This window comes from Spirilliplanes yamanashiensis (assembly GCF_016863475.1).
GTDB classification, from domain to species: domain Bacteria; phylum Actinomycetota; class Actinomycetes; order Mycobacteriales; family Micromonosporaceae; genus Spirilliplanes; species Spirilliplanes yamanashiensis.
Genome location: NZ_BOOY01000028.1, coordinates 68,348 through 88,612, shown reverse-complemented (window position 1 = coordinate 88,612; position 20,265 = coordinate 68,348). Strand labels below are relative to the sequence as shown.

Genomic DNA, 20,265 nt, shown 5'->3' with positions numbered 1-20,265 from the left:
CAGGCTCAGGCTCAGGCGCGGTCGGCGTCCAGTCTGCTGGGCCACCAGAACCGCCGGCCGAGCAGGGTGGCGATGGCCGGCACGAGCAGGGTCCGCACGACGAGGGTGTCGAGCAGCACGCCGAGGCCGACGATGACGCCGATCTCGGTGAGGGTGATCAGCGGCAGCACGCCGAGCACCGCGAACACGGCGGCGAGCAGGATGCCGGCGCTGGTGATGACCCCGCCGGTCGCGGCGAGCGCGACCACCATGCCCTCGCGGGTGCCCCGCTCGGGTGTCTCCTCCCGGGCCCGGGTGGCCAGGAAGATGTTGTAGTCGACGCCGAGCGCGACCAGGAAGATGAACGCGAGCAGCGGCACCTGCACGTCGAGCCCGGCGAAGCCGAACACGTCGAAGGCGAGCACGCCGGCGCCGAGCGCCGCGAAGTAGGTGCCGACGACGGTGAGCACCAGCGCGATCGCCGCCACGACCGAGCGCAGCAGGACCAGCAGGACCAGCACCACCACGGCCAGCACGAGCGGCACGACCACGCGCAGGTCGCGGGCGGCGGCGTCGCGGGTGTCGAGGTTGGTGGCGACCTCGCCGCCGACGAGGGCCTCGCCGCCGGGCACCGCGGCGACCCGCTCGCGCAGGGCGCGCACGGCGGAGTAGCTCTCCGGGGTGTCGGGCGACGCCTCCAGCGTCACGACGGTCTCGGCCCGGTCGCCGCCGCGCGAGCCGGGCCGGGCGGCGGCCACGCCGGGGGTGCCCTCGGCGGCGGCGCGCACGGCGTCGGCGGCGCCGGCGGTGCTGATGACGACGACCGGGTCGGCGGCGCCGGCCGGGAACGCCCGGCCGAGGGTCTCCAGCCCGTCGATGGACTCGGCCTGCACCCGGAACGACTCGGCGCGGCTGAGCCCGAGCTGGGTGCCGGTCAGCCCGACGGCCAGCAGGGCGAGCAGGGCGACGGCCGCGGCGGCGACGGTGCGGGGGCGGCCGGCGACGAAGCGGCCGACCCGGTACCAGGCGCCGCGGGCGCGTCCGGCGTCGCCGGCCTCGCTGTAGCGGGGGACGAACGGCCAGAACAGGCCCCGGCCGCAGACGACGAGCGCGGCGGGCAGCACGAGCAGGCCGAACAGCGCGGCGATGCCGATGCCGGCGGCGCTGGCGTAGCCGATGGCGCGGGTGCCCTGCAGGTCGGCGAAGCCGAGCATGAGCAGGCTCAGCACGACGGTGGCGGCGCTGGCGGCGACGGCGGGCGACGCGCCCCGCCAGGCGGCGCGCAGCGCCTCGCGGCGGTCGGCGTGCCGGTGCAGCTCCTCGCGGTAGCGGGCGATGAGCAGCAGCGCGTAGTTGGTGCCGGCGCCGAAGACGAGCACGTCGGCGATGCCGATGGTGGACGGGCCGACGTCGAGCCCGGCGTAGCGCGACAGCAGCGCGATGACCGAGTTGGCGACGACGTCGGCGGTGCCCACGACGGCGAGCGGGACGAGCCACAGCACGGGGCTGCGGTAGGTGACGATGAGCAGCACCGCGACAACGATGACGGTGACCAGCAGCAGCGAGACGTTGGCGCCCTCGAACGAGGAGGCGATGTCGGCGCCGAACGCGGCCCCGCCGGTGACCTGCGCGACGAGGCCCGCGGGCAGTCCGTCGCGGGTCTGGGCGCGCAGGGCGGCCACCGCGTCGACCGGGTCGGCGCCGGCGGCGTCGACCGGCAGCGGCACGGTGACCAGGGCGGTGGTGCCGTCCTCGGACGGGATGACCGGGCTCACCTCGCCGGCGGCGGTGGCCGCGAACGCGGTGCGGTCGGCGTCGATGGCGGCCCGGTCGGCGGGGGTCAGGCCGCCGTCGCGGCGGTAGACGACCAGGGCGGGGTTCTCCCGGCCGCTCGGCAGCTGCTTGCGCAGCTCGGCGACCTGGGCGGAGTCGGCGGTGCGGGGCAGGCCGCCCGCCTCGTCCTGCACGGTGTCCGCGCTGCCGCCGATGCCGACGACCAGGACGCTCGTGACGACGGCGACCGCCAGCACGATCCAGGCCGAGATCCGGCCACTCACCCACCGCGCCAGCACGTCCACGGCAAATCCCTTCGATGACCGAGACTTTCGACTATCGAGAGTTTTGCCGATGAAGGACTAGAGTGCAAGCCGTGTACGCGCCCCGGGACACACCGCGCCGAAAGCTGCAGCGCGAGATCATCGAACGCATGCGCTGGTACGTCGTGCAGAGCGAGCACGTCGCGCACGCCTTCGCCCGGCGCCACGGCCTGCACCCCACCGACATGGCCGCGCTGATCGCCGTCATGGACGCCGAGGCGGGCGGCGCCCCGCTCACCGCCGGCGCCCTGGCCGCCCGGCTGCGCCTGTCGTCGGCGGCCACCACGGCGGTCGTCGACCGGCTGGAACGCGCCGGGCACCTCACCCGGGACCGCTCGCGCACCGACCGCCGCCGCGTCGAGCTGCGCTACGCCGAGCCCGCGATGGCCCTGGCGGCGGCGTTCTTCCGGCCGCTGGGCGAGCGCACCGACCACATCATGGCCGGCTTCGACGAGGCCGAGCTGGCCGTCGTGCTGCGGTTCGTCGACGCGATGGCGCACACCGTCGAGGCGTACCGCGGCGACCTGGAGCAATGACGGGCGGCGGCGTGCCGGTCGAGCTCGTGCCGGACGCCCGGCGGCCCGGCGGCTGGACGCTGTACGCGGGCGGCGTCGAGCAGTCGTACGTCGTCGCGGGCGACCCTCGGCACCTGGCGTTCGCGTACGTGCGGGTGATCGCGGCGGTGCTGGACGCGGCCGGACCGGCGGGCGCGCCGCTGCGGGTGCTGCACCTCGGCGGCGGGGCGCTGACGCTGCCGCGCTACGTCGCGGCGACCCGGCCCGGCTCCGCGCAGCGGGTGGTCGAGCTGGACCCCCGCGTGGTGGACCTGGTGGCCCGGCACCTGCCGTGGCCGGCGTCGGTCGAGGTCGTCACCGGCGACGCCCGGGCGGCCCTGGCGGGCGAGCGCGGCCACGACGTGGTGGTCGCCGACGTCTTCGCCGCCGCCCGCGCCCCGGACTCGGTCGCCACGGGCGGCTTCTACGCCGACGCGGCCCGGGCACTGCGCCCCGCCGGGCTGCTGGTGGCGAACGTGACCGACGTGCCGCCGCTGGCGTACGCGCGGACCCAGGTCGCGGCGGCGCGCTCGGCGTTCCCGCACGTCGCCGCGCTGGGGCCGGCCGCGGTGCTGCGCGGGCGCCGGGCCGGCAACGTGGTGCTGGCGGCGTCGGCGGCGCCGCTGCCGGGGCGGGTGGGCCGCGCCGCCGAGCGGGTGCTGGCCGGCGAGGCGCTCGTCACCTTCGCGGCGGGGGCCCGGCCGCCGGCGGATGGGCGCTAACGGTCAGGGCGGCGACGGCCATGATCAACCCGCGACACGCCCGGGCGCGGGTCACCGGCGGAGCGCGACACGCCGCGCGGCCTGCGCGAGCGCCGCGTGACACGCCGGGACGCCGGTGGGGATCGACGGCGGTCACGGCCCCGCACCCCCGTTGATCAGGGGCGATCCGTCCGGGTCACTCCAATTCGGAGAGGACGGAAAAAACGGCGGCAAAAAGTTCCATGGTCACCGAGCCGACTCCGGCGACCCTGACTACGGTGGGGATCATGACGGGACGGTTCCCCATCGAAGACGTCACGCCCTCGGTGGCGTGTGGCCGCTACCCCGCCAAGGCCGTCGTGGGCGAGTTGGTGCCCGTGTCGGCGGTGTCCTACCGGGAAGGCCACAACGCCCTGGGCGTCAACGTGGTATGGCAGGGCCCCGACGGGCAGGCGCGGCCGTTCACCCGGCTGACCCCCGGCGAGCCGGGCCTCGACCAGTGGCACGGGTTCATCCAGCCCGACGCCGTCGGCCGGTGGACGTTCACCGTGGAGGCGTTCGACGACCCCTACCTGACCTGGCGCGACGCCGTGGTCAAGAAGGTCGGCGCCGGGCAGGGCGTCGAGGACCTCGCCAACGACCTCGCCGAGGGCGCGGACATCCTCGACCTCGCGGCCAAGATCGTGCCGGACCAGCACCAGGAGCCGGTGCGCGTCGCCGCCGCCCTGCTGCGCGACGGCGAGCGGCCGCTGTTCGAGCGCATCGCCCCGGCGCTGGACCTGGAGGAGCTGCTCTGGCAGTACCCGGTCCGCCAGCTGGTCACCACCACCCGCTCGTACGCGCTGTGGGTCGACCGCAAGCGCGCCCTGTTCAGCGCGTGGTACGAGTTCTTCCCGCGCTCCGAGGGCGCCGAGATCCACCCCGACGGCTCCCCGAAGCGGCACGGCACCTTCGTGACCGCCCGCGAGTCGCTGCCGCGCGTCGCCGAGATGGGCTTCGACGTGCTCTACCTGCCGCCGATCCACCCCATCGGCAAGGTCAACCGCAAGGGCCGCAACAACACCCTGGTCGCCGGCCCGACCGACGTCGGCTCGCCGTGGGCGATCGGCTCCGCCGAGGGCGGCCACGACGCGATCCACCCCGAGCTGGGCTCGCTCGAGGACTTCCGCGGCTTCGTCGCCGCCGCCCGCGAGCACGGCCTCGAGGTGGCGCTCGACCTGGCGCTGCAGTGCGCGCCGGACCACCCGTGGGTCACCGCCCACCCGGAGTGGTTCACCACCCGCGCCGACGGCTCGATCATGTACGCGGAGAACCCGCCGAAGAAGTACCAGGACATCTACCCGCTCAACTTCGACAACGACCCGGTGGGCCTGCGCGAGGAGGTCCTGCGGGTCACGCTGCACTGGGTCGAGCAGGGCATCCGGATCTTCCGCGTCGACAACCCCCACACCAAGACGCTGAACTTCTGGCAGTGGCTGATCGCGAAGGTCAAGGCCGTCGACCCCGACGTGCTGTTCCTGGCCGAGGCGTTCACCCGTCCCGCCATGATGAACGGGCTCGGCAAGATCGGCTTCACGCAGTCCTACACGTACTTCACCTGGCGCACGACGGCCGCGGAGATGCGCGAGTACTGCGAGCAGCTGCTCGGCTCGATCGACTGGATGCGGCCGAACTTCTGGCCCAACACCCCGGACATCCTGCACGAGTCGCTGCAGCACGGCGGGCCGCCGATGTTCAAGATCCGCGCGGTGCTGGCGAGCATGCTCACCCCCTCCTGGGGCATGTACGCGGGCTTCGAGCTGTTCGAGCACGTCGCACGGCCGGGCGCCGAGGAGTACATCGACAACGAGAAGTACGAGCTGAAGCCGCGGGACTTCGCCGCCGCCCAGGCCGCCGGCCGCTCGCTGGCGCCGTACATCGGCCGCCTCAACCGGATCCGCAAGGAGAACCCCGCGCTGCACTGGCTGCGCAACCTGCGGTTCCACGACATCGACAACCCCTCCCTGCTGTGCTTCTCGAAGCGCGACCCGGAGGGTGACAACACGATCCTGGTGATCTGCTCGTTCGACTCGGCCAACGTGCAGTGGGGCAACACGACCCTCGACATGCCGGCCCTCGGGCTCGACTGGCACGAACGGTTCGAGGTCCGCGACGAGCTCACCGGGGCGACGTACGACTGGGGACAGCACAACGCCGTCCGCATCGACCCGTACGTCGAACCGGCGCACGTGTTCTCCGTGCGCCGCCGGGGGTAGGTCCCGGTCACCTGTTACTGACCATGCGCGAGCGGGTAGGTGGGGCCTGATGGACTTGACGCGTGACCTGACGGATGCGGCCGGGGAGCACGACCCGGCCGAGGGCAGCCACGTCGAGCACGGGGTGGTCGAACACCCGAACGCCGACGACTTCGGCCACGCCAGAGCGCTGCCGGCGGACCGGACGTGGTTCCAGCGCGCCGTGTTCTACGAGGTGCTGGTCCGGGCGTTCTACGACTCCAGCTCGGACGGCTCCGGCGACCTGCGGGGCCTGATCGAGCGCCTCGACTACCTGCAGTGGCTCGGCGTGGACTGCCTCTGGCTGCCGCCGTTCTACGACTCGCCGCTGCGCGACGGCGGCTACGACATCCGCGACTTCTACAAGGTGCTGCCCGAGTTCGGCACCGTCGAGGACTTCGTGGCCCTGCTGGACGCCGCCCACAAGCGCGGCATCCGGGTCATCACCGACCTGGTCATGAACCACACGTCGGACTCGCACCCGTGGTTCCAGGAGTCGCGCCGCGACCCCGACGGCCCGTACGGCGACTTCTACGTGTGGAGCGACACCAGCGACAAGTACCAGGACGCCCGGGTGATCTTCGTCGACACCGAGGAGTCCAACTGGACGTTCGACCCGGTGCGCCGGCAGTTCTACTGGCACCGCTTCTTCTCGCACCAGCCGGACCTCAACTACGAGAACCCGGCCGTGCAGGAGGCGATGATCGACGTCCTGCGGTTCTGGCTCGACCTGGGCATCGACGGCTTCCGGCTCGACGCGGTCCCCTACCTCTTCGAGGAGGAGGGCACCAACTGCGAGAACCTGCCGGCGACGCACAACTTCCTGAAGCACTGCCGCAAGGTGATCGACGACGAGTTCCCGGGCCGCGTCCTGCTGGCCGAGGCGAACCAGTGGCCCGCCGACGTGGTCGAGTACTTCGGCGACTCCGACACCGGCGGCGACGAGTGCCACATGGCGTTCCACTTCCCGCTCATGCCGCGCATCTTCATGGCGGTGCGGCGCGAGTCGCGCTTCCCCATCTCCGAGATCCTGGCGCAGACGCCGCCGATCCCGGACATGTGCCAGTGGGGCATCTTCCTGCGCAACCACGACGAGCTGACGCTCGAGATGGTCACGGACGAAGAGCGCGACTACATGTACTCCGAGTACGCCAAGGACCCGCGGATGAAGGCCAACGTCGGCATCCGCCGCCGGCTGGCCCCGCTGCTGGAGAACGACCGCAACCAGATCGAGCTGTTCACCGCCCTGCTGCTCAGCCTGCCCGGCTCGCCGGTGCTGTACTACGGCGACGAGATCGGCATGGGCGACAACATCTGGCTCGGTGACCGCGACGGCGTGCGCACCCCGATGCAGTGGACGCCCGACCGCAACGCCGGCTTCTCCACCGCCACCCCGGGCCGGCTCTACCTGCCGGCCAACCAGGACCCGGTGTACGGCTACCAGGCCGTCAACGTGGAGGCCCAGCGCGACAATTCGACGTCGCTGCTGAACTGGACGCGCACCATGCTGACCGTGCGCCGCCGGCACGAGGCGTTCGCGGTCGGCACGTTCCGGGAGCTGGGCGGGTCGAACCCGTCGGTGCTGGCGTTCCTGCGCGAGCACGAGGACGACGTGGTGCTGTGCGTCAACAACCTGTCGCGCTTCCCGCAGCCCATCGAGCTCAACCTGCAGCACTGGAGCGGCTACACCCCGACCGAGCTGACCGGCCACGTGAACTTCCCGCGCATCGGCCAGCTGCCGTACCTGCTGACGTTGCCCGGGCACGGTTTCTACTGGTTCCAGTTGTGCAACGCGGAGGAGAAGCAATGAACCTGCCGTTCGCCGACTGGCTGCCGCACCAGCGGTGGTACGCGGGGCGCAACCGGACCCTGGAGGCGGTCGAACCGGCCGCCGTGACCGCCCTGCGCGACGACCTCGACCACGTGCTGCTCGACGCCCGCTACGCCGACGGCGGCACCGAGCGCTACCAGGTGCTCGTGGCCTGGGACAACGGCCCGTCCAACGTGGAGTACAGCGCGGTCGCCACCATCGGTTCCGACGGCGACCGCACCGGCTACGACGCGCTGTACGACTCCGAGGCGGCCCGCTACCTGCTCACCCTGATCGACCGGGGCGAGAACGTGGGCCCGCTGCGCTTCGAGCGCGAGCCCGGCGTCGAGCTGCCGGTCGAGTGCCACGCCCGGGTCGGCGACGCCGAGCAGTCCAACACCAGCGTCATCTTCGAGGAGCAGGCCATCCTCAAGGTGTTCCGCCGGGTCTCCACCGGGGTCAACCCCGACATCGAGCTGAACCGGGCGCTCGGCCGGGCCGGCAGCACCCACGTCGCCCGCCTGCTCGGCGCCATCGAGACCGGCGACGGCGACGACCTCGCCGCGCTGGGCATGGTCACCGAGTACGCGGCCAACTCGGCCGAGGGCTGGGCGATGGCCACCGCCAGCGCCCGCGACCTGTTTGCCGAGACCGAGATGCGCCCGGAGGACGCCGGCGGCGACTTCGCCGACGAGTCGTACCGGCTCGGCGAGGCCGTCGCCGCCGTGCACACCGCCCTGGCCACCGAGCTGGGCACCTCCAGCGTGGCGCTGCCCGTCGACGCGATCGTGCGCCGGCTGCGCGGCGCGGCGGAGGCGGTGCCCGAGCTGGCCGACTACGTGCCCGAGGTCGAGGCCCGGTTCCGGGCGCTCGACGGCGCGCCCGTCACGGTCCAGCGCATCCACGGCGACCTGCACCTCGGCCAGGTGCTGCGCACCCCGTACACCTGGCTGGTCATCGACTTCGAGGGGGAGCCCGGCCAGCCCCTCGAGGAGCGCCGCCGCCCCGACTCGCCGCTGCGCGACGTCGCGGGGATGCTGCGCTCGTACGAGTACGCCGCGTACCAGCTGCTGGTCGCCGACGACGTCGACGACGAGCACCTGGCCGCCCGCGCCCGCGCCTGGGCAGACCGCAACCGGTCCGCGTTCTGCGACGGCTACGCCGCGGTCACGGGCAACGACCCGCGCGAGCAGGCCGACCTGCTGGCGGCGTACGAACTGGACAAGGCGGTCTACGAGGCCGCGTACGAGGCCCGGCACCGGCCGACCTGGCTGCGGCTCCCCCTGCAGTCCGTCGCCCGGCTCGTCGGCTGACCCACCTGGGAGCACTCTCATGCAGACGACTACGCCCGCCTGGGCCGTGGAGGGGCGCGTCATGGAGCACCTGATCAGCGGCGACACCCATGACCCGCACGCGGTGCTCGGCGCGCACCCCAAGGACGGCACGACGATCATCCGGACCCTGCGCCGCGGCGCGTCCGAGGTGAGCGTCGTCGTCGGCGACGACCGCTACCCGATGACGAAGGCCCACGACGAGGGCCTGTTCGCCGTGGAGGTGCCCGGCACCGTCCTCGACTACCGCCTCGACATCGACGGCGGCGTGAGCGACGACCCGTACCGGCACCCGCCCACGCTCGGCGAGCTGGACCTGCACCTCATCGGCGAGGGCCGGCACGAGCGGCTGTGGACCGTGCTCGGCGCCCACCCGCGCGAGGGCGGCGTCGGCTTCGCCGTATGGGCGCCCGCCGCCCGCGGCGTGCGCATCATCGGCGACCAGATGGGCTGGGGCCCGCACGACGGCTGGCCGATGCGCTCGCTCGGCTCCAGCGGCGTGTGGGAGATCTTCGTGCCCGGCGCCAGCGCCGGCACCAAGTACAAGTTCAAGATCCTCGGCCGCGACGGCGTGTGGCGCGAGAAGGCCGACCCGATGGCCATGTACACCGAGGTCCCGCCGAACACCGCGTCGGTCGTCTACCAGTCGAACTACGAGTGGAACGACGCCGAGTGGCTCGCCCGCCGCGCCCAGTCGAAGGCCCACCAGGAGCCGATGAGCGTGTACGAGGTGCACCTCGGCTCGTGGCGGCCCGGCCTGTCGTACCGTGAGCTGGCCGACCAGCTCACCCAGTACGTCACCGAGATGGGCTTCACCCACGTCGAGCTGATGCCCGTCATGGAGCACCCGTTCGGCGGCTCCTGGGGCTACCAGGTCACCGGCTACTACGCCCCCACGTCGCGGTTCGGCGAGCCGGACGAGTTCCGCTACCTGGTCGACCGGCTGCACCAGGCCGGCATCGGCGTGCTGCTCGACTGGGTGCCCGCCCACTTCCCCAAGGACGAGTGGGCCCTCGCCCGCTTCGACGGCACCCCGCTGTACGAGCACGGCGACTGGCAGCGCGGCGAGCACCCCGACTGGGGCACGTACATCTTCGACTTCGGCCGGCGCGAGGTGCGCAACTTCCTCGTCGCCAACGCCCTCTACTGGTGCGACGAGTTCCACGTCGACGGCCTGCGCGTCGACGCCGTCGCCTCCATGCTCTACCTGGACTACTCGCGCAAGCACGGCGAGTGGAGCCCCAACCAGTACGGCGGCCGCGAGAACCTCGACGCGATCAGCTTCCTGCAGGAGATGAACGCCACCGTCTACAAGCACCACCCCGGCGTCATCACCGTCGCCGAGGAGTCCACCGCGTGGCCGGGCGTCACCCGCCCCACCCACCTCGGCGGCCTGGGCTTCGGCTTCAAGTGGAACATGGGCTGGATGAACGACACCCTGTCGTACATCGAGAAGGACCCGATCCACCGCCAGTGGCACCACCACCAGATGACCTTCGCCACGGTGTACGCCTGGAGCGAGAACTACATCCTGCCGATCAGCCACGACGAGGTCGTGCACGGCAAGGGCTCGCTCACCGGCAAGATGCCCGGCGACTACTGGCAGAAGCTCGCCAACACCCGCGCGCTGCTCGGCTTCATGTGGGCGTTCACCGGCAAGCAGCTCATCTTCATGGGCGCCGAGCTGGGCGGCGAGGCCGAGTGGAACGAGAGCGCCGGGCTGGACTGGAGCCTGCTGGAGCACCCGCCGCGCGCGGGCCTGCAGCGCCTGGTCAAGGACCTGAACGGCGCGTACCGCGACACCCCGGCCCTGTGGAGCCAGGACACGGAGGCCAGCGGCTTCCGCTGGATCACCAGTGAGGACTCGCAGCACAACACGTTCTCGTTCATCCGCTTCGCGCCCGACGGCTCGGCCCTGGCCTGCCTGGTCAACTTCTCCGCCATCCCGTACGAGGGCTACCGCATCGGCCTGCCCCGCACGGGCACCTGGCGCGAGATCATCAACACCGACGCCGACATCTACGGCGGCTCGGGCGTCGGCAACATGGGCGCCGTCCAGGCCGAGGCCACGCCGTGGCACGGCCTGCCCGCGTCGGCGGAGCTGCGCATCCCGCCGCTGGGCGCCCTGTGGCTGCGCCACGAGGGCTGACCCACCACCGCCTCACCTTTCGACGGGCTCGCCGGCACTCCGGCGGGCCCGTCGGCTCAATGCGGGTGCGCCGCGTTGTGCCGCGCCACAAGGTCCGGCAGCTCGTCCAGCGCGCCGATGCGGAACAGGCACCGCGCGGCCACGTCCGGGGCGTCGAGGATGTGGCCCCACGGCCCGCGCCGGATCAGGCACGCCGGCATCCCGGCGGCCAGGGCCGGTGCCGCGTCGTTGTCGGGCCGGTCGCCGACGTACAGGATCGACGCCGCGTCGCCGCCGCCCTCCCGGACGACCCGGTCGAAGAACGCGGGGGCCGGCTTCTCCACGCCCCACCCGTGCGACGTGCCGATCACGTCCACGCCGAGGCCCAGGGCGCGCAGGGCCGCCTCGGCGTGCGCCGGCTGGTTGCCGGCCAGGCCGACCAGCAGGCCCTGCCCCTTCAGGGCGGCCAGGCACGCGCGCGCGTCGGGGTAGAGGTCCCGCTCGCCGAACGTCTCCGGATCTCCGGCGGCCGCCCGGCGCTCCCGCTCGGCCGCGAGGTCGAAGCCGGGCCGGAAGACCCGGAACACCTCGTCGTACGGCAGGCCGCGGGCGATCACGGCGCCGAACACCGCCGAGAACGTGTGCCGCGGCACGCCGAGCCAGTCGGCCCAGCCCGCGAACTCCCCCGTCTCGTCGAGGATCGTCCCGCCGACGTCGAAGAAGACCGCGCGGATCGCGGCCGGCCGGGCGGTCACTCCTCGTCGAGGTCGGCGACGATCACCGTCACGTTGTCCGGGGCGCCGGCTTCCAGGGTGCGCTTGACCAGTTCGGCGGCGCAGGTCTCGCGGTCGGTGTAGCTGCGCAGCGTGGTGGCGATGACCTCGTCCGCCACGTAGTCGGACAGCCCGTCGCTGCACAGCAGGTAGCGGTCGCCGGGCTCCGGGGTGACCACGCGGCCGGCCGGGCGCAGGTCGCCGCCCTGGACCGCGGCGGTGACCAGGGCGCGCTGCGGGTGGCGGCGGGCGTCCTCCGGGGTGAGGACGCCCTGGTCGACGAGGGCCTGCACGTAGGTGTCGTCGCGGGTGAGCTGCATCAGCTCGCCGTCGCGCAGCCGGTAGGTGCGCGAGTCGCCGACGTTGAGCACCGCGAGGCGGTCGCCGTCGAGCAGGACGGCCGTGACGGTGGTGCCCATGCCGGTGCGCTCCTCGGCCTCGGCGACGGACTCCTGGATGCGGGCGTTCGCCTCGGTGAGCGCCTCGACGAGCCGGTGCAGGGGTTCGCCGTCGGCGGGGGCGTCGTCGACCGGGGCGAGCGCCCGGACGAGGATGGCGCTGGCCTCCTCGCCCGCGGGCAGGCCGCCCATGCCGTCGGCGACCACGAGCAGGCGGCGGCCGGCGTGGACCGCGTCCTCGTTGTTGTCGCGAACCAGACCCTTGTCGGATGCCACGACCGCGTGCAGTACGAACCCCATGTGTCTACCTTGCCAACTGACCGCACGAGCTGTCTCTAGTACCTACTACGTATCGTGAACCCGTGATGCCGATGCCGCTGGTGGGCCGCGCGGCCGCGCTGGACGAGCTGCGGGCCGCGTGGGGGCCCGTGCGCGCCGGCGGCGGCGGGCGCCCGGCTGTGGTCACGGGGGCCGCGGGCACCGGCAAGAGCGCGTTGATCAGGGCGTTGATCGACTCGGTGCGGCCGCCGCTGGTGCTGGCGGGGGCGGCGCGGGTGCACAGCCCGGCGCCGTACGACTGGCTGGCGGCGGTGCTGGCCGGGCGGGGCACGGCGGGGCTGGCCGTGCCGGCCGACGCGCTGGCCTGGCTGGCGCAGTTGCCGCACATCCCCCGGGAGCGGTACACGCCGGAGGCGCTGCTGCGGATCGCGGTGACGGTGGTGCGCCACCTGGTCGGAGCCGGGCCGGCGGTGCTGGTGGTGGAGGACCTGCACGCACTGGACCCGGCGAGCCTCAACCTGGTGGGCGAGCTGGCGGACGCGCGGCTGCCGGCGCTGCTGGTGGTGACGAGCCGGCCGGTGGAGACGGCGGTGGCGCCGGAGCTGGCAGCCCGCACGCTGGCCCGGCTCGCGGGGGCGGGCGCGGTGCGGCGGCACCTGACGGCGCTGAGCGAGGCGCAGGTGGCCGAGGTGCTGCGGGCGGTGGGGGTGCCGGAGCGGGTGGCCCGCGCCGTGTGGGAGCGCACGGGCGGCAACCCGTACCGGCTGGGTGAGCTGCTGGCCACCGCGGACGGCGACCCGGCGACGCTGGGCGGGGCCGGCGACATGGCCGGTGACGGCGACCTGACGGCCCGCGAGGTGGAGGTGCTGGGCTGCCTGGCGGCCGGCATGTCGAACAAGCAGGTGGCGCGCAGCCTGGGCATCTCGGTGCGCACGGTGACGGTGCACGTGTCGAACCTGCTGCGCAAGACGGAGTCGACGTCGCGCACGGAGGCGGCCCTGTGGGCGGTGCGGCGCGGCATGGTGGCGGCCGGCACCTAGCCGCCGGTCCAGCGCAGGGCCAGGCGTACCCGGTTGGGGCTGTCGGTCTTGGTCATCAGGCTGGTGATGTGGGTCTTCACGGTGGTGACGCCGATGTGCAGCCGCTCCGCGATCTCCGTGTTGCTCAGGCCCTGGGCGACCAGTTCGAGCACGTCGCGCTCCCGGCCGGTGAGGGCGGGCAGCGGCTGCGGGGCGGGCGCCCGGGTGCTGACCGCCCGGCGCACGAGCCGCTGGAGCACGGCCTGGCTGAACGGGCTGTCGCCGGCGGCGGCGCGGCGGATGCCGTCGAGCAGCTCGCCCGGCGGGGCGTCCTTGAGCAGGAAGCCGCAGGCCCCGGCGGTGAGCGCCGGGTACAGGTGGTCGTCGTCGCCGAACGTGGTCAGGACCAGCACCCGGGCGGCCGGGCGGGCGGCCACGATGCGGGTGGTGGCGGTGATGCCGTCGACGCCGGGCATCCGCAGGTCCATCACGGTCACGTCGGGCACGAGCTGCTCGGCGAGCCGGACGGCGTCGCCGCCGTTGTCGGCCTCCCCCACCACCTCCAGGTCGGGCTGCGCCTCGCAGAGCATCTTCAGCCCGGCCCGGATGAGGTGCTGGTCGTCGGCCAGCAGCACGCGGATCACGCGGCCTCCCCCGCGTCGGGCAGCACCGCGGTGACCCGCCAGCCGGCGCCGCTGCGGCCCGCCTCCAGCCACCCGCCGAAGACCTCGACCCGCTCCCGCATGCCGGTGAGGCCGTGACCGCCCCCGGCGGGGCGGTCGACGGCGGGCACGCCGCCGGAGTCGCCGTCGTCGGCGACCTCGATGCGCACGTCGCCGCCGGTGACGGTAACGGTGAGCCGGGCGTGCGCGGACGGTCCGGCGTGCTTCGCCACGTTCGTGAGGGCCTCCTGCGTCAGGCGGAGCACGGCGAGGCCGCGCACCGCGTCCAGCCCGCCGACGGCCGGGTCGACGGCGGCGGTCACCTCCAGGCCGGTGCGCCGGGCCTCGTCGACGGCGGCCCGCAGCGCCTCCGGCAGGGTGCCGGGCTCGACGGCGGCGGTGGCGGCGGCGTCGGGGCGCACCCCGGCGGGGTCGCGCAGCAGCTCCACCAGCCGGCGCAGATCGGCCAGGGCGACGGTGCCGGTGCCGTGCACGTCGTCGAACACCTCGGTGACCCGCGGGTCCGCCACGTCCAGCACGTGCCGGGCGACGCCGACGCGCAGCACCATCGACGCCACATGGTGCGCGACGACGTCGTGCAGCTCGCGGGCGATGGCGGCGCGCTCGGCGGCGCGGGCGGCCTGGTCCTCGTACTCGCGTCGGCGGCGGTCCTCCTCGCCCCGCCGCTCGGCCTGCCGGGCCAGCTCCCGGGAGTTGCGCACCACGACGCCCAGCAGCACCGGCAGCCCGATCACGGTGACGGCGCTGAACACCGACGCCGCGATCGAGGCGGGCCAGCCGTCCGTCTCGCCGGCCAGGAACACCGCGGCGTGCGCGCCCGCCGCCACCCAGACGAGGGCGAGCCGGCGGGTGCGCATGGTCAGCTCGAGCAGCGACCAGCTGGCCCCCACCTGGTTGATGAGCGGGTCGTCCAGGATCGCGATGGCCACGCCGAGCAGGGCGGTCTGCCACAGCGCGTTGACGAACGGCAGCCGGTACAGCAGCAGGATCGTCGTGAACCCGGTCAGCGCGAGCGCCCACTGCGGCCCGGTCGGGGCGGGCTCCCCCACCGGGCGCAGCACCAGGTAGCCGATGCCGCTGAGGTTGAGCAGCATGAGCCGGGCGAGCGTGTCGCGCTCGTCGAACAGCCGCCCCACCCACCGCACGCCGCCCACCCTAGGCGTCCTGCAGCGCGGGGCGCGGCTCCGCGGGCGCCCACCGGGTGCGCAGCGCCAGGTGGGCGAGCAGGCCGAGCGGGCCGAACAGGATCGTCAGCAGCAGCACCGGCGCGGTCAGCAGGGCCGGCATCGCCCGCTCCCGGCTGTCCAGGTAGATCCACCGGCCGGCGAGCAGGTCGAACGCGATGAAGTGCGCCCAGCCGGCCGCCGCGCCCCCGGCGGTGCCGAGCAGGCCCTGCACGCCGGGCAGCGTGGGCGACGACACCGCCGGCAGGAACGTGCCGAGGTGCGGCAGGACGAGCACCGCGTAGACGAGCGCCGGCGGTGCGACGATCCACGGCGACGCGACGATCCGCCGGGTCCACGACCAGTGCGGCAGCACGATCATCAGGGCCCAGAACGGGGCCGCGAGCAGGAAGCTGAGCGAGAACAGCGCGCTGGTCATCGGGCCGGCTCCAGGTCGGGTACCTCGACGGTGGCGGGGCGGCGGCGCAGCGCCCCGGCGGCGGCCGCGGCGGTGGCCGCCACCAGCATGCCGGACGCGGCCAGGGTCAGGGCGTCCGGGCGCAGCAGCGGCTGCCCGCGCAGCGCCTGCCAGGTCAGCAGCACCACCAGGGCGGCGTACGCGGCGCCGGCGATGCCGACGAGCCGGACCCGGGTGGTCTCGTCCAGCCGGGCGCCCAGCGCCGAACCCCGCCGGGCCAGCGCGATGAGCAGCCACGCCAGCAGCGGCAGCGCCTGCAGGGCGTGCAGGCCGACGAAGTGGCCGACGCGCAGGTCGCCGCCGGTGGTGCTCCACCCGACCAGCGGCAGGCCGGGGCCGCCGTCGGGCACGCCGACGCTGTGCGCGCCGGTGACGGTCGCGCTCTGCGCCTGCAACGGCAGGGTCATCGGGACGGCCGCCGCCGCGCCGAGCAGCGACACCGCCAGGCCCAGCCGGATGCCCAGGGCGGCGGTGCGGTCGGCGAGCGGGCGGCGGGCCACCGCGATCGTGATCACCAGCTGGGCGAACCACAGCGCCAGGATCGCCGTGCCCATGAGGTTGAACAGGATGCCGTCCAGCGTGGTGGCGTTGTTGAAATGGCTGGTCCGGCCACGGATCACCTGGCCGGTGATGATGATCATCTCGACGGTGAGCGCGCCGACGAGCACCACGGCGGCGCGCTCGGCGGCCCGGCTGCGCCGCGGCAGCACCGACAGGATCCAGGCGATCGTGGCGCTGTACAGGACGATCGAGACGGAGAACTTGAACACCTTGAGCCAGATCGGGGCGCCGGTCAGCACCCGGTCGTCGGCGACCACGCCGACCAGCGAGACGACGGTCAGCGCGGCCATCGCGGCGCAGAGGACCACCAGGGGACGGTTCCAACGTGTCATGACGACAGCCTCGCGGCGCGCGGGCCCCGGCGCGCCCGCCCGCCGGCCGCCGTCGCGGCCGCCGGTCGGAGGGCGCCTCCTCCCCCGGTAGGAGGCGTCAGGGCCGCAGCAGCGGCTTGATGGTGCGGCGCTCGTCCATCGCCGCGTACGCCTCGGCCACCTCGGCCAGCGGCAGCTCGAGGTCGAACACCGGGGAGGGGTCGAGGGTGCCGTCCAGCACGTCGTCGAGCAGCTCCGGCAGGTACGCCCGCACCGGCGCGACGCCGCCGCCCACGGTGACGTTCGTGCCGAACAGCCGGTCGATCGGCAGCTCGGGGCCGCCCGCGGGCACCCCGACGTAGCCGACCGCGCCGCCGGGCCGCACGGTGGCCAGCGCCTGCGCCATCGACTCGCGGGTGCCGACGCACTCCAGCACCGTGTCCGCGCCGACCCCGCCGAGCAGCTCGCGGACCGCCGCCGCGCCCTCGTCGCCGCGCAGCTCCACCACGTCGGTCGCGCCGAAGCGCCGCGCCACCGCCTGCCGGTCGCGGTGCCGGGAGAACGCGACGATCCGCTCCGCGCCCAGGCGCCGGGCGGCCAGCACCGCGCACAGGCCCACCGCGCCGTCGCCGACGACGGCCACCGTGCGGCCGGGGCGCACCCGCGCCGCCCGGGCCGCGTGGTGGCCGGTGCCCATCACGTCCGACAGCGCCAGCAGCGCCGGCACCTGCGCGTCGTCCGGCACGCCGGGCGTGGCGACCAGGGTGCCGTCGGCCAGCGGGACCCGCACGAACTCGCCCTGCGCGCCGTCGGTGTCCGAGCCCCACCACTGCCCGCGCTCGCACGACGTGGTGACGCCGTTGCGGCAGTGCGGGCAGGTGCCGTCGCTGATCGCGAACGGCGCGATCACGAAGTCGCCGGGCCGGACGCGGGTCACGGCGGCGCCGGTCTCCTCGACCACGCCGACGAACTCGTGGCCCAACCGCCGCGGCTGCGGCGTGGGCCGGATCCCGCGGTACGGCCACAGGTCGGAGCCGCAGACGCAGGCTGCCGTCACCCGGACGAGGGCGTCCGCCGGGTCCTCGATCCGCGGGTCGGGCACATCTTCCAGGCGGACGTCCTTCGGGCCGTGCAGTACCGTCGCGCGCACCACCGTCTCCGTTCTCGACAGGACACCCCGGGTGACGCTACTCCCCGGGCCAGCATGGCGGCGCGACAACTGTCGCAGGGTCCGGGCACAATCGGCGCCGTGACGGTCTCCATCTCCCAACGCATCGCCGACGAGCTCGGTGTCCGTGAACGCCAGGTCACCGCGGCAGTCGAACTGCTCGACGGCGGCGCCACCGTTCCGTTCATCGCCCGCTACCGCAAGGAGGTGACGGGCACCCTCGACGACGCGCAGCTGCGCACCCTCGAGGAGCGGCTCGGCTACCTGCGCGAGCTGGAGGACCGGCGCGCCGCCGTGCTCGAGTCGATCCGCTCGCAGGGCAAGCTGGACGACGCGCTGGAGGCGCAGATCCTGGCCGCCGAGAGCAAGGCGCGGCTCGAGGACATCTACCTGCCCTACAAGCCGAAGCGGCGCACCCGCGCGCAGATCGCCCGCGAGGCCGGCCTGGAGCCGCTCGCCGACGCGCTGCTGGCCGACCCGGGCCTCGACCCGCGCGCCGAGGCCGCGTCCTACGTGTCCGAGGCGGTGGCCGACGCGGCCGCCGCGCTCGACGGCGCCCGGGCCATCCTCGTCGAGCGCTTCGCCGAGGACGCCGACCTCATCGGCGCGCTGCGCGAGCGCATGTGGACCCGCGGCCGGCTGGTCAGCAAGGTGCGCCCCGGCAAGGAGACCGAGGGCGCCAAGTTCGCCGACTACTTCGACTTCGCCGAGGCGTTCACCACCCTGCCGTCGCACCGGGTGCTGGCCATCTTCCGCGGCGAGAAGGAGGAGGCGCTCGACGTCGTCCTCGAACCGGAGGAGGTCACCGACGAGCTGGCGCCCAGCACCTACGAGGCGCCCATCGCGGCCCGCTTCGGCATCAGCGACCACGGCCGCCCCGGCGACCGCTGGCTGCGCGACACGGTGCGCTGGGCGTGGCGCACCCGCATCCTCGTGCACCTGGGCGCCGACCTGCGGCTGCGGCTGTGGCAGGCCGCCGAGGAGGAGGCGGTGCGCGTGTTCGCCGCCAACCTGCGCGACCTGCTGCTGGCCGCGCCCGCCGGCAGCCGCGCCACGATGGGCCTCGACCCGGGCTTCCGCACCGGCGTCAAGGTGGCCGTCGTCGACGCCACCGGCAAGGTCGTCGCCACCGAGACGATCTACCCGCACGTGCCGCAGCACAAGTGGGACGTGTCCATCGCCACGCTGGCCCGGCTCGCCGCCGCGCACTCCGTCGACCTGGTCGCCATCGGCAACGGCACCGCGTCGCGGGAGACCGACAAGCTCGCCGCCGAGCTCATCCAGAAGCACCCCGAGCTGTCGCTGACCAAGGTGGTCGTCAGCGAGGCGGGCGCGTCGGTCTACAGCGCGTCGGCGTACGCCTCGCAGGAACTGCCCGGCCTCGACGTGTCGCTGCGCGGCGCCGTGTCCATCGCCCGCCGCCTGCAGGACCCGCTCGCCGAGCTGGTCAAGATCGACCCGCGGTCCATCGGCGTCGGCCAGTACCAGCACGACCTGTCCGAGATCAAGCTGTCGCGCTCGCTCGACGCCGTCGTCGAGGACTGCGTGAACGCCGTCGGCGTCGACGTGAACACCGCGTCCGCGCCGCTGCTCACCCGCGTCTCCGGCATCGGCGCCGGGCTCGCCGAGAACATCGTGCTGCACCGCGACGCCAATGGCCCGTTCCGCAACCGCTCGGCGCTCAAGCAGGTGCCCCGCCTCGGGCCGAAGGCGTTCGAGCAGTGCGCCGGCTTCCTCAAGATCGCCGGCGGCGACGACCCGCTCGACGCGTCCAGCGTGCACCCCGAGTCGTACCCGGTGGTCCGGCGCATCCTCGCCGCCGCCGGCAGCGACCTGCGCGGCCTCATCGGCAACAGCCCGCTGCTGCGCGGCCTGCGCCCGCAGGACTTCGTCGACGACGCGGTCGGCCTGCCCACCGTCACCGACATCCTCAAGGAGCTGGAGAAGCCCGGCCGCGACCCGCGCCCGGCCTTCAAGACGGCCACGTTCGCCGAGGGCGTCGAGAAGATCGCCGACCTGCGGCCCGGCATGGTGCTGGAGGGCGTCGTCACCAACGTGGCGGCGTTCGGCGCGTTCGTCGACGTCGGCGTCCACCAGGACGGGCTGGTGCACGTGTCGGCGCTGTCGAACACGTTCGTCAAGGACCCGCGTGACGTCGTGAAGTCGGGCGACGTGGTGAAGGTGCGGGTGGTCGAGGTCGACGAGGCCCGCAAGCGCATCTCGCTGACCATGCGCCTCGACGCCGACCCGGCCGGCGACCGGCGCGCGTCCGGCGGCGGCGCGGGCGGTCCGGCCGGCGGCGACGGGCGGTCCCGGCAGGGCCAGCCGCGCCAGGGCCAGCCGCGCCAGGGCGGTCCGCGTCCGGGCGGCGGGCGCGACGGCGGTCAGCCCCGTCAGGGCGGCGGCCAGGATCGCGGCGGCCAGGGCCGGGGCGGTCAGGGCCGCGGCGGCTCGGGCGGCTCGGGCGGGTCGTCCGGCGGCGGGCAGGGCGGGTTCGTCGGCGGTGCGATGGCCGACGCGCTGCGCCGGGCGGGCCTGACCGACAAGAAGTGATCGCGGC

The 20,265-nt window shown here is 74.1% G+C and carries 16 protein-coding genes; 8 read left to right on the top strand and 8 right to left on the bottom strand.

The features are described 5' to 3' along the window. Positions 1 to 11: 11 nt before the first annotated feature. Positions 12 to 2,057: an MMPL family transporter gene (locus Sya03_RS19495; RefSeq protein WP_203939768.1), complete on the bottom strand. Its 2,046-nt coding sequence runs from the start codon at positions 2,055 to 2,057 to the stop codon at positions 12 to 14. A gap of 71 nt (positions 2,058 to 2,128) precedes the next feature. On the opposite strand from Sya03_RS19495, the gene Sya03_RS19490 reads away from it, so the two are divergent. The 6 genes from Sya03_RS19490 to glgB all read left to right on the top strand — a co-directional run bounded on the left by Sya03_RS19490 (position 2,129) and on the right by glgB (position 10,893). Continuing rightward, positions 2,129 to 2,611, top strand: coding sequence for a MarR family winged helix-turn-helix transcriptional regulator (locus Sya03_RS19490; RefSeq protein WP_203939767.1), 483 nt, complete (start codon positions 2,129 to 2,131; stop codon positions 2,609 to 2,611). 11 nt (positions 2,612 to 2,622) lie between these two features. After that, a complete protein-coding gene (locus Sya03_RS19485) occupies positions 2,623 to 3,351 on the top strand; it encodes a spermidine synthase (protein ID WP_239107690.1) in 729 nt (242 codons plus the stop codon). 266 nt (positions 3,352 to 3,617) lie between these two features. Next, positions 3,618 to 5,585, top strand: a complete 1,968-nt coding sequence (locus Sya03_RS19480) for an alpha-1,4-glucan--maltose-1-phosphate maltosyltransferase (RefSeq protein WP_203939765.1) — start codon at positions 3,618 to 3,620, stop codon at positions 5,583 to 5,585. A 49-nt stretch (positions 5,586 to 5,634) separates the two neighbouring features. After that, positions 5,635 to 7,413, top strand: coding sequence for a maltose alpha-D-glucosyltransferase (gene treS / locus Sya03_RS19475; protein WP_203939764.1), 1,779 nt, complete (start codon positions 5,635 to 5,637; stop codon positions 7,411 to 7,413). Beyond that, positions 7,410 to 8,726, top strand: coding sequence for a maltokinase N-terminal cap-like domain-containing protein (locus Sya03_RS19470; RefSeq protein WP_203939763.1), 1,317 nt, complete (start codon positions 7,410 to 7,412; stop codon positions 8,724 to 8,726). Before treS ends, Sya03_RS19470 begins: the two co-directional genes overlap by 4 nt. A 61-nt stretch (positions 8,727 to 8,787) precedes the next feature. Continuing rightward, entirely contained in the window at positions 8,788 to 10,893 is a 2,106-nt protein-coding gene (gene glgB, locus Sya03_RS19465; RefSeq protein WP_203939852.1) for a 1,4-alpha-glucan branching protein GlgB, read from the top strand. Between the two features lie 56 nt (positions 10,894 to 10,949). Here glgB and Sya03_RS19460 read toward each other — a convergent pair whose 3' ends face one another. Beyond that, the gene (locus Sya03_RS19460; RefSeq protein ID WP_239107689.1) at positions 10,950 to 11,627 is read right to left on the bottom strand and encodes an HAD family hydrolase; all 678 of its coding nucleotides are present in this window, start codon (positions 11,625 to 11,627) and stop codon (positions 10,950 to 10,952) included. Then, positions 11,624 to 12,343: a PP2C family protein-serine/threonine phosphatase gene (locus tag Sya03_RS19455; RefSeq protein WP_203939762.1), complete on the bottom strand. Its 720-nt coding sequence runs from the start codon at positions 12,341 to 12,343 to the stop codon at positions 11,624 to 11,626. The genes Sya03_RS19460 and Sya03_RS19455 overlap by 4 nt, the downstream gene beginning before the upstream one ends. A gap of 65 nt (positions 12,344 to 12,408) precedes the next feature. Here Sya03_RS19455 and Sya03_RS19450 point away from each other — a divergent pair, with 65 nt between their 5' ends. Beyond that, positions 12,409 to 13,362 carry an AAA family ATPase gene (locus Sya03_RS19450; protein WP_239107699.1) on the top strand — a complete coding sequence of 318 codons (954 nt, stop codon included), beginning with the start codon at positions 12,409 to 12,411 and terminating at the stop codon, positions 13,360 to 13,362. Here Sya03_RS19450 and Sya03_RS19445 read toward each other — a convergent pair. The 5 genes from Sya03_RS19445 to Sya03_RS19425 all read right to left on the bottom strand — a co-directional run bounded on the left by Sya03_RS19445 (position 13,359) and on the right by Sya03_RS19425 (position 17,687). Next, positions 13,359 to 13,985, bottom strand: coding sequence for a response regulator (locus tag Sya03_RS19445; protein ID WP_203939760.1), 627 nt, complete (start codon positions 13,983 to 13,985; stop codon positions 13,359 to 13,361). The two genes, Sya03_RS19450 and Sya03_RS19445, sit on opposite strands and share 4 nt — an antisense overlap. Beyond that, positions 13,982 to 15,169 (bottom strand): sensor histidine kinase, encoded by a 1,188-nt coding sequence (locus Sya03_RS19440; protein ID WP_203939759.1) that lies wholly within the window; start codon positions 15,167 to 15,169, stop codon positions 13,982 to 13,984. The genes Sya03_RS19445 and Sya03_RS19440 overlap by 4 nt, the downstream gene beginning before the upstream one ends. A gap of 10 nt (positions 15,170 to 15,179) precedes the next feature. Further along, complete coding sequence (locus Sya03_RS19435) at positions 15,180 to 15,626, bottom strand: ABA4-like family protein (RefSeq protein WP_203939758.1); 447 nt, start codon at positions 15,624 to 15,626, stop codon at positions 15,180 to 15,182. Continuing rightward, complete coding sequence (locus Sya03_RS19430; RefSeq protein WP_203939757.1) at positions 15,623 to 16,558, bottom strand: hypothetical protein; 936 nt, start codon at positions 16,556 to 16,558, stop codon at positions 15,623 to 15,625. Before Sya03_RS19430 ends, Sya03_RS19435 begins: the two co-directional genes overlap by 4 nt. A gap of 97 nt (positions 16,559 to 16,655) precedes the next feature. Continuing rightward, on the bottom strand, positions 16,656 to 17,687 hold the full coding sequence (locus Sya03_RS19425; protein WP_203939756.1) for a zinc-dependent alcohol dehydrogenase family protein: 1,032 nt from the start codon (positions 17,685 to 17,687) through the stop codon (positions 16,656 to 16,658). Positions 17,688 to 17,786: 99 nt separating this feature from the next. On the opposite strand from Sya03_RS19425, the gene Sya03_RS19420 reads away from it, so the two are divergent. Beyond that, positions 17,787 to 20,258 (top strand): Tex family protein, encoded by a 2,472-nt coding sequence (locus tag Sya03_RS19420; protein WP_239107688.1) that lies wholly within the window; start codon positions 17,787 to 17,789, stop codon positions 20,256 to 20,258. The last annotated feature ends 7 nt before the right edge of the window (positions 20,259 to 20,265 follow it).